The organism is Kineococcus xinjiangensis (assembly GCF_002934625.1).
Taxonomy (GTDB): Bacteria; Actinomycetota; Actinomycetes; order Actinomycetales; family Kineococcaceae; genus Kineococcus_A; species Kineococcus_A xinjiangensis.
Genome location: NZ_PTJD01000027.1, coordinates 1 through 10,665, shown reverse-complemented (window position 1 = coordinate 10,665; position 10,665 = coordinate 1). Strand labels below are relative to the sequence as shown.

Annotated in this window: 11 protein-coding genes; 5 read left to right on the top strand and 6 right to left on the bottom strand. The window is 69.6% G+C overall.

The window, feature by feature from the left end; translation table 11 throughout:
- Nucleotides 1-275: 275 nt before the first annotated feature.
- The 3 genes from CLV92_RS20545 to CLV92_RS20535 all read right to left on the bottom strand — a co-directional run bounded on the left by CLV92_RS20545 (nt 276) and on the right by CLV92_RS20535 (nt 3,939).
- A complete protein-coding gene (locus CLV92_RS20545) occupies nt 276-1,022 on the bottom strand; it encodes a hypothetical protein (protein WP_104435927.1) in 747 nt (248 codons plus the stop codon).
- A gap of 221 nt (nt 1,023-1,243) precedes the next feature.
- Nucleotides 1,244-2,428, bottom strand: a complete 1,185-nt coding sequence (locus CLV92_RS20540) for an IS110 family transposase (protein WP_104435925.1) — start codon at nt 2,426-2,428, stop codon at nt 1,244-1,246.
- Between the two features lie 227 nt (nt 2,429-2,655).
- Nucleotides 2,656-3,939 (bottom strand): IS110 family RNA-guided transposase, encoded by a 1,284-nt coding sequence (locus CLV92_RS20535; protein ID WP_104435924.1) that lies wholly within the window; start codon nt 3,937-3,939, stop codon nt 2,656-2,658.
- A gap of 378 nt (nt 3,940-4,317) precedes the next feature.
- Between CLV92_RS20535 and CLV92_RS20530 the strand changes: the two genes are divergently transcribed.
- Together CLV92_RS20530 and CLV92_RS20525 are read left to right on the top strand one after the other, a co-directional pair.
- The gene (locus CLV92_RS20530; RefSeq protein ID WP_104435922.1) at nt 4,318-4,803 is read left to right on the top strand and encodes a hypothetical protein; all 486 of its coding nucleotides are present in this window, start codon (nt 4,318-4,320) and stop codon (nt 4,801-4,803) included.
- A 229-nt stretch (nt 4,804-5,032) separates the two neighbouring features.
- A complete protein-coding gene (locus CLV92_RS20525) occupies nt 5,033-5,395 on the top strand; it encodes a hypothetical protein (RefSeq protein WP_104435921.1) in 363 nt (120 codons plus the stop codon).
- Between the two features lie 244 nt (nt 5,396-5,639).
- Here CLV92_RS20525 and CLV92_RS20520 read toward each other — a convergent pair whose 3' ends face one another.
- Entirely contained in the window at nt 5,640-6,101 is a 462-nt protein-coding gene (locus CLV92_RS20520) for a hypothetical protein (RefSeq protein WP_104435919.1), read from the bottom strand.
- A gap of 118 nt (nt 6,102-6,219) precedes the next feature.
- Here CLV92_RS20520 and CLV92_RS20515 point away from each other — a divergent pair, with 118 nt between their 5' ends.
- The 3 genes from CLV92_RS20515 (at nt 6,220) to CLV92_RS20505 (ending at nt 8,917) form a co-directional block, all read left to right on the top strand.
- On the top strand, nt 6,220-6,600 hold the full coding sequence (locus CLV92_RS20515; protein WP_104435918.1) for a hypothetical protein: 381 nt from the start codon (nt 6,220-6,222) through the stop codon (nt 6,598-6,600).
- Between the two features lie 153 nt (nt 6,601-6,753).
- On the top strand, nt 6,754-7,422 hold the full coding sequence (locus CLV92_RS20510) for a hypothetical protein (RefSeq protein ID WP_146099709.1): 669 nt from the start codon (nt 6,754-6,756) through the stop codon (nt 7,420-7,422).
- Between the two features lie 145 nt (nt 7,423-7,567).
- On the top strand, nt 7,568-8,917 hold the full coding sequence (locus tag CLV92_RS20505; RefSeq protein ID WP_104435914.1) for an IS110 family RNA-guided transposase: 1,350 nt from the start codon (nt 7,568-7,570) through the stop codon (nt 8,915-8,917).
- Nucleotides 8,918-9,201: 284 nt separating this feature from the next.
- Here CLV92_RS20505 and CLV92_RS20500 read toward each other — a convergent pair whose 3' ends face one another.
- Together CLV92_RS20500 and CLV92_RS20495 are read right to left on the bottom strand one after the other, a co-directional pair.
- Nucleotides 9,202-9,780 carry a DUF6924 domain-containing protein gene (locus CLV92_RS20500; protein WP_104435913.1) on the bottom strand — a complete coding sequence of 193 codons (579 nt, stop codon included), beginning with the start codon at nt 9,778-9,780 and terminating at the stop codon, nt 9,202-9,204.
- Nucleotides 9,781-9,937: 157 nt separating this feature from the next.
- A complete protein-coding gene (locus tag CLV92_RS20495) occupies nt 9,938-10,462 on the bottom strand; it encodes a hypothetical protein (RefSeq protein ID WP_104435911.1) in 525 nt (174 codons plus the stop codon).
- Nucleotides 10,463-10,665 lie beyond the last annotated feature (203 nt).

The following is a 10,665-nucleotide window of genomic DNA, read 5'->3' as shown; positions in this document are numbered from 1 at the left end:
GGCAGCAGCGGCTGCACCCGCTCCCACAACGCGTCCGGCACCAGCTCCGCAACCTGCTCGGGCACCACGTCCTCGGCCATGCCACCAGGCTGCTCCCACCTCACCGCCCCAGCAAGTCATACTGAAACGAGCTGTTAGAAGGGAGCCGAAGTCGGATGTTCATGGCTTGAACGGTGGAGCGCTGAGGGGCGGGCCCACCTGCGCACTGCGCGGCCATCGGCCGTCGGATAGTCCTGCACGCTGTCGGGTTCTACGCATGCCGGATTGGGTGGTGCTCAGCTGGTGCGGGTGGGGCCTTCGGCGATGACCTCGCCGTCGCGGTCGAGGGCGCGCCAGGTGCCGTCCTGGGACCGGCTCGCAGTGACCTCATCGACGACAGGGGCTGCCCACCAGACGTGGCCGTCGAGGGCAGCGAGGTGCTCGCGCCCGTCAGGGGTGGTCACGATGACGGAGGCAACCTCGTCGGAGGCGTAGCCGAAGTAGTCCACGACGTTCTCGCCGGGGCCGTAGCCCCCACCGGCCCCGTCGACGGTGGCGATCACGTCGGGGTCGGGGACATGGATGACGGCCGAGCCGGCTCCGCTGAAATCGGCACGCAGGTCGAAGCTGGTGCAGATGAAGATCCGGTCGCCGTCGTCCTCGCGATAGGCGGTGGCCGTGGCCACGTCTGTCTCGGCGGCGAAGACCGCGTGCAACTCGTCGGTGGTGTCAGGAGGCAGTGTCCACGGCGTCGGCGCAGGCTCATCGCCTTCCGGGACCTGAATGGGAGGCGTCCGCCCCTCTCCCATCCGGGCGCAGCCTTCGCCGTCGACAGATGCCCGGTCCAGCAGCCGGGGCGCGTCCGGGTCGTCGATCGGTGGTGCGACTGCGGTCGCAATCGCGGCGCTCTCCTGCGCACTCATCCCGGCCTCATCGGCGGAGGTGGAGCATCCAGCAAGCAACGTGATCAGACCAGCAGTGCCGATACCTGACATCAGGGCGGCGACTCTCAGTCGTGCGCTCGGGCCGTCGACGACGCTCATGCCCCCACCCCAGCTTCAAGATCCGACCACTTCGAGGTCCGCTCACTCCGCGCAGGTAAGGACGATGACCCGCACGCTGCCATGCTCCCGCCTACCCGGGTGCACGTCGCGGCAGCAGAGGCCCGGCCCGTCTCGGCAGGGTGGGCTATGGGCGGTCACGATCCCGTCCCACCAGCGTCGCGTCCGGTCATGGCTCCCCTCTATGAAGGTCCTATAGACCGTCAAGTCGTCATTGGGGCCGGCTCAGCCGGTGGTGCTGTCGTGAGCCGGCCGAGGTCTTGCATGATCGCGTTGTAGGCCTGGCGGGCGATGTAGCGCTTGAGGCAGCGCAGGATGTCGCGCTTGGACAAGCCCTCCTTCGTGCGGCGCTCGACGTAGGCGCGGGTGACGGGGCAGTAGCGCATCCGGACCACGGCGATCAGGTAGAGGGCGGAGTTGGCGTGGCGGTCACCGCCTCGCTGCAAGCGGTGTCTGTTCGTGATTCCGCTGCTGGCGGGGATGGGGCTGGCTCCGCAGAGGGCGGCGAAGGCGGCTTCTGAGCCCAGCCGCTGCGGGTTGCCACCGGCGGTGACCAGCAACTGACCGGCGTGCTCGGTGCCGACACCGAACAGGGCCATGGTCTTCGGTGCGGCGCTGCTCAGCAGGTCCGTCAGGTGGACGCTGAGGGCGTCGATCTCCGCCGTGAGGTCCTCGACGCGCCGGCCGATGGAGCGCATGGCCCACTTCGTCGCCTGCATCGGCTCGCTCAGCCGGGCGGTGTCGGGGCGGTAGCGGGCCGCTTCCGCGGCGGCGGTCTTCAGCGGCAGGCGGCGCAGTTCGGCCCGGAGCTGTTCCGGAGCGGTCGTGATGAGGGCCTTCAGCTGATTCAGCGCGGCGATGCGTGCCTTGATCGCTCCCTGCCGGGCAACGCGCAGTGCCCGAACGGATTCGATGACGGTGGTGGTGTCTTTGGGTGTGGCCACCGATTCGCCAGGACGGCGGCGTGGGGCCCCACGTCGTCCTGGTGCTGCCTGCGCGGGAGCTGCCAGCTGGTGGGTGCTGGCCAGGGCGCGACGGGCGGCGTTCTCCGCGTCCAACGGATCCGACTTGCCGCGCAGTGCCCGCAGCCGCCGGTCGGGACGGTTGACCTCCACCACGCTGACATTTTCCTGCTGCAGGTAGCGGGTCAGGCCGGCGCCGTAGCTGCTGGTGCCTTCGATGCCGACCAGCCCGACGGTGCCGAAGCTGCGCAGCCAGGTCAGCAGGTCGCGGTAGCCGGCGCCGTCGGCGCTGAACTGCGCCGAGCCGAGGAGCCGGCCCTGGGCGTCCAGGGCCGCGGCGTGGTGGGTCCGGCTGTGGGTGTCGACGCCGCCGATGACGTCTGGAGCATTGATGACATCGTCGACTCGCGCGGTCATGCTGGTCATGTCCGTCCCTTTCCTCGCAGTGAGGGGCGGGCCGGCCGGGTCGGGCGGACAAGACGGTGACGGGCTCTGGGCAGGGTCCTATGAAGTCACGTCCGCCCGGCTCAGCGCCGCCGAGGTGGTCGCTCAGCCAGCGGGGCGACAGATCACAGACAAGACACCCACGTCGGTGGGGTCGGTCAAGTTTGAAGTCAGACCCGACAGCTGCACGACCATTCTCATCTTCACCGTCAACAGGGGGGCTTGCGGGGGCGGCGAGGGCGGGTCGAGGATGGTGCTGCGGGCCCGGGAAGTGACTTCTCCGAAGGGCCGGTATGGGGATCCGAGCCGGCCGCGCTGGAGCCAGTAGACGCCCCCGCTTGTCCTCCCGGGCCCGTCACCGGTGCCGATGACGCGACGTCTTCCAATACCTCGTCGAGGTCCACGATCTCCGGTGCGATCGGAGCCTCGGCCGCGTCGTGGACGGGTCCTGAGGGCGGCTGAGCACCGCTGTCGCGCAGCTGCTCGTCGGCGAGCATCTGCCGGTAGACCACGTCGGACAAGCGCCGCTTCAGGCAGCGCAGCGCCTCCATGGAGGACTTCCCGTCGGCCTTCTTGCGGTCGAAGTAGCGACGCCCCTCGGTGTCGTGGCGCAGCTGGACGATGGCCATCGTGTGCAGCACCCGGTTGAGGCGGCGGTTGCCTGAGCGGGAGAGGCGGTGGCGGTTGTTCTCCCCGCTGGAGGCGTCGATGGGAGCGGTGCCGTTCCAGGACGCGAAGTGCCCCTTGGTCGGGAAGCGGGCGATGTCCCCGACGTCGCCCAGCAGCCTCGCCGCGCTGGAGGGCCCGATGCCGTACAAGTCCATCAGCTGTGACCCGGAGGCCTCGATGAGCTCCTTCAGCTCCTTGTTCGCCGCCTTGATCAGCTTGTCGGTAGTGGCGAGCTCATCGATCAATGCCACCACGATCCGCCGCCGCGTCTTGCCCACCACGTCACGCGGGCGGATGGTCGCGACCAGCGCCTTGGCTTGCGCTGCAGTCAGGAACGTCTTGGCGCCGCCGGGCAGCAGCTCCAGCAGCAGCTTGTGGATCCGGTTGGCCGACTCGGTGCGCCGGACTCCGAGTTCGTCACGGCGATCCACCAGCAGCCGCAGCGCGACGTGCTCACCGTCGACCTCGACAGCCCGCAGTGTCGAAGTCCGCACTGCGACGACGGCGATGGAGTGCGCGTCGGTGGCGTCGGTCTTGCGGCCCTGTCCGGTGGAGAAGACCCGCGCCCTGGCCGACAGCTTCGCCGGCACATCCACGACCTTCTCCCCGTCGGCGATCAACCGCTGGGCCAGATGCTTGCCGATGCCGTTGGCCCCTTCGACCGCCCACGTCCGCTGCGTCCACGCCCGCCCCGCCGCCAGCATCGCCCGGTAGCCGGCGGTGTCGGTGCCGAAGCGTCCAGTACCGAGCAGTCGCTCGCTGCGGTCGACGACCTCGATCGTCGCTGAGCGCTTGTGTGGATCCATCCCGATCACGACGTCCATGTCGCCTTCTCACCTCGTCAGCGAGGCGACCAGCTGGTCGGCCTCGTCGTGCTGACGGAAGTGGGCAGCGCTACTTCGAGCACGACAGACCCCTCTTGAGCCACACCCCGCCGGGCGGTGCCCGCCGCGTCGCACGCCATGAGAGAGCCACACCGGTGAAGCTGGTGGGCAGCCGCTACTGAGAGCGTCACGCCGGGCACCTCGGCACAGCCTGGCCAGGCCGATGCCGTGGGTCCAGTGAACAAGTAGCCGCAGGTGGAGCGCGAAGGACTGTCCGATTGTCTAGCGCCCTGGTGTCTGCGGTGCTCGGTCACCGGTCTGCTCTGAGGCGGGCAGACTCTCGGTGCTGGCGGTGATCGGGACGACGAGGAGCACGTGGTGCGAGACGGCTGGGTCAGGGCAGGTGGCGTGGTGCTGCTCGCGGGGGTGCTCACCGGTTGCGGTGGGAACGTGCAGGATGCGGAGGAGCAGTTGAGCGAGCACTTCCTCGACCCGCTCACCGATGCCGGCATGACTGCGGTGGTGGAGGAGACCTGCCGCTACGGCGGCAGGCCGGTGGAGGAGGTGTGGCACCTTCAGACCTACATCCGGGTGCAGGCGCCGAAGCAGGACGTTGTCGACGCCCTCGCCGAGGGCGGAGGGGTGTTCGTGGAGTCCGAGCGGGAACCGCGGCCGGTCTGGCAGGAAGGCACCCAGCCGGGCGGTCGCGGGGGCGCAAGTCTGTTCGGTCGCGGCTACTACGGCTGGCACGGCTCGGTCAGCGACGACGGCGACGAGGCGGTCCTGCAGGTGGTCTTCAACAATGCCGAGCACGACGGCCTGCAGGGCGTCATCGGCTGGGCTGAGGTCTGCCCCGAGCGTTGACCTGGTGCCCCGACGCATGAACGGCCATCCGCTCACGCCGCGAGGAAGGCGCGATCGTGACCGATCGGCGGCGCCCGCTCGTGCCGAAGGACAGGCACTGTGAGAGGGCTGTCTCTAGGTCTCTCGCCCACTCGGGTGATCCAGTAGGGCCGCTTGGAAGTCGACCGACAAGTGTCGATGAAGGTGGGAGCAGGTGCGCCCGCTCCTGCTGTCAGTCCCAGGAGTGCTCGTGAAGATCGCCAGGCGACGTGCGCTGATGCTGGTCTCAGCGGTGATCGCCTCATGCGCGGCCGCTGCGGGGGTGGCGGCGGGTACGACCATGCCCTCCGACACGATCACGATCCCGAGAGAGCTGGGAGACGACATGGACGATCAGGCAGGCGAGGCTCCTGACGTCGAGGACCTCAGCCCGGAAGACGATGCCGCTGCCATCGCCCGCTTCAAGCAAGCGGCGGAGGAAGCGCGCCGACTCGAGGACGACCCAGACGTCGCGGTCTCGTCGTACCCGACCCACGACCTGGCGATGCCGACCTCGTCCTCCGGCACGATCTACGTCGTGGAGGAGGACCTGCCTGCCCAGGATCGGCAGTGAGCGTCATCGCGTGACTGGCAGCGCAGGCTCACCGTCTTCTGGGATGTGTCTGCCGCCTGCGGTGCGAGGCATCACGCCACGTCTTTGACGAGGAAGGCCCAGCGCAACGGCATCCGCTGGCCGACAGCGAACGTCCGCCCACGCCGCTGGTCGAGCGTGGTCATGAGCTTTGAGAGGAGCCTCGGTCAGTGCTCGGCGCTGCGGGCACGGCCGCCGTGCGAGGCCAGTTCGGGTGGTCAGTGGCTCAGCCGGCGTTGAGGCTGACCCTCGCACCGATGACTGAGGCGACGCCATCGGCGTCTCGTTCGACGATCGGCTCGACCCACGCCATGGCGCTGTGGCTGCCGAAGTTCACCCGTACCAGGTGGGAGTCGGCAGAGAAGTGACTGCCCGTCGTCGTGATCGGTGAGGAGTAGCGGACGCTGCTGCCCACCTTGCCTGCGCGAGCCTCCATGGAGTGCAGCAGCATGTTCGCCACGACCGCGACCGGCTCGGAGGTCTCCCAGCACGCGACCTGACCGTCTCCTCGGCAGACGGTCGAGTCGACCGCTCCGGCCGGCACTTCAAGCGCGTGAGCGACGGCGAAGGCCTGGCCCTCGTGCTTCTCATGCAGGTGCCCGGTGATCGCAGGCAGCACGGCGGCGGATCCGGCGCCCACCGCGGCAAGCACCAAGCACACCGCGAAGCCGGGGCGAAGACGGTTCATGGCCTTGGATCGACCGTCACATCCACTCCCTTGAGGCGAGCACGAACATCCGCATCTGCCGCGCTGAGGGCGTGGCTGCGCCACTGTCCTCTCGCTGGTTCTCGGCAGATACTGAGCCATGGCAGCGCAGCGCCGTCCTCCCTCCTTCGCCGAGGTCGTCGAGGCAGTCAAGGCCGCTTCCGCCGACCCACCGCCTTTCGACCTGCTGGGTCCCGGCGGCCGTGGCTTCCGCCTGGTCACCGAGGGCGTGACCGCTGAGGACGCCTTCGCGGTCGCCCAGGGCGGGGCCATCCTGGGGTGGGACGCCTGCGGCTGTGGTGGTGACTGCGGCTACCGCTGGTTCGACGAGGCCGACGTCGCCCGCATGGTCGCCGCCGGCAGGCCCAGGATCCTGCACAAGAGGAACTGGGACGGTGCCATCACTCACCTGCGCAGCGACGACGGCGGGTCCCTGCTGATCGTCAAGTCCCCGGTCCGCTGGGGCGAGTACCTGGACTAGCCCTGCCCGGGCACCGCTTCGGCCACACGCGAGGAGAGCACACCCAGCCGCCACGCGAACATCCGACTTCGCCGCAGGTCACGGGCGATCATGGCGGTCAGGGGCGGGTGTCGAGGGCTGCGGCGGCATCGGTTGGGCGGGCAGCATGGGGGCGTGCGCGATGTGGTGGTTCCGTCGGTGACCGCGGGGGCGAAGGGTTGGGCCAGTCCGCGTCCGTGGTCGGACGTGGAGGCGGCGCTGGTGCGGGCCGTGAACGCGGTGGCCGCTCGGCAGCCAGCAGGTCAAGACGTCGCCGTCACGCTGGCCTACGTGCCGTTCAGCACCTTGCGCGATGCCGACGGGGCCGACCTGTCGTGGGAGGTGAACGTGGAGCTGCCGCCGGCAGGGGTGGTGCGCTACGAGCTGGCGGACCACCCGGCCACGGTGCTCGACGTCCTCGCGCAGCTGGACGGCGACGTCGCCGTGAGCGCGCCGCCGGCCGTGGCGCAGGAGCTGGCCGGCCGCTGGGTCGGTTGGGCGCCGTTGCTGCGGCAGGTCGCCGAGCAGGTATGCCGGCTGCCGCACGAGGAAGCGGGCGTGGATGTGACGGTGCGCCGCCGCCTTCACGGCGGGCAGGCACCGCGCTGGATCTGGACGGTGGCGATCCCCGTGCCTGGTGAGGACTGGCCGGCGAGTGAGTGGCAGGCAGCCGGCCCTCAGCGTGTGCTGAGGCAGGTCCTGGAGCAGGTGGACGTCTGGACCTCGGGACGGCCCGCAGGTCATCTCCTGATCAGTGACGAGGAGTTGCTGGCTGCCGGAGAGCCGCCCGGTGACTGGAGCTGATCACCGCGCCGCGCCCTCAGCGCGTCATAGTGATTCGTTCTGCGCGTCGGATCGGGGCTGATCAACAGGCTGTTGGGGCTGGTCGTGGGGACGTCCTCCTGGTGCGCTACTCGGGCTTGGTGTCCCAGCGCAGAAGGAGGACGTCATGGACAACGCTAGCCGGATCTCTCGTGGTGACAAGAGCCGCAACGCCCGTCTGGGGCGGCTGCGGGAGCTGGTGCCGATCACCTCGGCGGTCGTCGGGATCGACCTGGCGGATGCGAAGCAGATGGTCGTCGTCTGTGATCACGACTCCCGGGTGCTGGCGCGGCGGACCTTCCGGGTCCGGGCCTGGGACCTCGGCGCCGCGCTGGACTGGGCCGCGGCCAAGGCCGCGAAGGCGGGCTTCGCCGCGGTGACGGTGGCGTGTGAGCCGACCGGTCACCGCTGGCGGGTGCTGGGCCAGCTCGCGGCTGAGCGGGGCATGGCCTTCGTCTGCGTCCAGCCCCTCATCTCGGCCTGGGCCAGGCGCGGGGAGGACCTCACCTCTGACAAGACCGACGAGAAGGACGCGGTCGTGATCGCCCGGCTGGCGGCGCAGCTGCGGTGTTACGCCCCTGAGCCGGTCGATGAGACCTGGGGGCGGTTGCGTCACCTCGGGGCCCGGCGGGAGAGGCTGATGATGGAGCTGACGGGGCAGGTCCAGGCGATGCGGGACCTGCTGGAGTGCGTCTGGCCCGCGGCGCTGGAGGCAGCGGCGCAGCCGTTCAAGTCCCGGACCTGGGCCGCCACGATGTCGATCATCCTCGAGCGTGACGGCGGCGACTTCACCCGGACCCGCAGGCTCGGGCTGACGCGCCTGGAGAACCTGGTCCGCAAGGAGGTGATGCGTTGGGGCGCAGAGAAGCCGACGCTGCGGATCACCCGCAACCTCTTCGCCGCCCTCGACGACAACGCCGGGGTCCTGGCGCACCGGCCAGGGGCGCTGGAACGCGTCGCCTTCGTTTTGGACGACTTCTTCCACGCCCGCCGACGCAAGGTCGAGGTCGAAGAGCGTATGACCCTGGTGCTGGAGGAGCTGGGCGTGACGGAGCTGGTGACCTCCATCCCGGGCCTGAGTGCGGTGGGGGCCGCGGCGATCCTGGCCGAGACCGGCGACCCGCATCGGTTCACCTCCGCCCGGGCGCTGGTCAAGCACGCCGACCTGGCCCCGCGGGAGCGATCCTCCGGCGCTTTCACTGGACGCACCAGAGTCACCGGGCAGGGCCGGCCGTCGCTGCGGCTGGCGGCCTGGCGCGGGATCTGGGGAACCCTGCGCGGCAACCCCGTCCACGCTGCCCGCTACCACCACCTCACGACCCGGGAGCAGAACAAGCTCAAGCCCACCCAAGCCCAGGCCGCGGTCGCCGCGGCGTTGTTGCGGCAGCTGCACGCAGTGATCGTCACCGGCCGGCCCTGGGACGCCGAGATCGCTACTTACGGGACGCGTCGCCGACCGTTGGAGGTCGCCGCATGAGCAACTGATTGAGAACGAGCGCCACAGGAATCAGCCAACGTCGTTCCGCATCACCAGCTGGTGGGGCGAGCTCTCCGCGTCATCGAGGCCGAGTCACGGACCTCGCCGGTCATCATGAGCAGCCCCGCCCGTCGTCACCTCAACCCGATCACACGCTGCTGGGCCCAGCCCCGTCACCGCTATGCAGGGACCGACGACGAGCGAGGCACCCACCTGGCCTTGACGCAGAACGCGTCACGCTGATGACCGGATGTTGGTCCGGTGGCACGGCGAGAGTGCCGCGGTCAGTCGAAGCCGCGGAAGACGCCGTCGGGGCCGGTGGCGGCGGTGAAGTCTTCCCAGTCCATGTTGGCGATCGAGAGGTTGTTCTCGATCGACCACAGGGCGGCTGGGGTGACCCTGAGCTCCTCCGCCACGCCGTCCTCGACGTTGACCACGAGGACCGGCAGCTCCGCTGAGGCCAGCGCCGCGGCATCAGCGACCACGATCAGCCCCGATGCCGGTGCTGCGGCGACGAGATCCTCAACGCTCGCATCGCGCCACTGTAGGTCCTCGACAATCTCGAGGGCAGGGAGAAAGTCATCCTCGCTCGGGGTGCGCACGGCATCGAGCAGCGCCTGCCAGCGGTCTTGCCTGGTGAAGTCGGTGCGGACCAGCAGCGTCCCTCGGTCCTGCGGCAGCCCAGCGCCCTGCGCGCTTGCCGCGTCATCGCCGACGCCGGCTCCCATCGAGCGCAGCCGCTCCAGATCACGTCGGTGCTGCTCCTCGTACCACCCCGGTGGGACTCGGGCCAGCCGCTCCTGATGGGCCCGCTGCGCCATGTCTCGAGCAGCTCGTGCCACGCCACCGTCCTCGACGCTCACCGGTCCTCCTCCTCGTACAAGCTCCAGCGGAACCTAGCGGCGCAGTCGGACACCACCCGTACCTCGGCAGGTGAAGATGCTCGATGACTTCCATGATCGCGCCCGCACGGCGGCGTGAGCGGATGCCTCAGCTGCCCCCCGATCCGCACCCGGTGTCCTAGTCCGCCGGGCCCAGTCCTGCGCGGTGCAGGGCATGGCGGTGCGCGGCATGCACGGCGCTCAGAGCGAGGGCGCCCGCCCGCGCGGTGGTCATGGGTATGTGGGTGATCCAGTAGTAGGCCTCGGTGTCCTGGTGGTAGGCGTCTACGACGCCGGGATGCGCCAGCAGGTGGGTGACGACCGGGTCCTCTTCGTCTTCTTCTAGGCGCAGGTCCACCAGCACCCCCCACTCGTCGAGGAGGCTGAGGCACCACTCCTCGCCCTTCTCACCGCTCTGCCCGTCGCGGCGCTGGCGTGACACCGAGGCCAGCTGCAGCATCTGCTCCATAGGCATGAAGCGCTCCTCCGGCGCCAGGTCTTCATCGGGATTGACGCAGTGCCGCCACTGTGGCGGGCAGGAGGCCAGGACCGTGTCGAAAAGCTCTTGTCCGGCCAGGGTCGCCAGCTTCGTCCACGTCGGCTCCTCGTGCGGAGGGAAGACGGCCCTCACGAGCCCGGTGATGACGTCTTGGAGCCTGCGCACCCATCCACCGTGCCACCCGCCGACACGCTCCGCTGAGGCACTACCCAACGTGCCCCATCAGCGTGAACCGCCCCGGCGAGTCCGGAGACTTCCTACTCTGAGGCTCCGTGAACCGCCCCGGCGAGTCCGGAGACTTCCTACTCTGAGGCTCCGACCGGTGTCGGGGTCTGGTGGTGAGCGTAGTGAGCCTGCTCGGCCTCGAC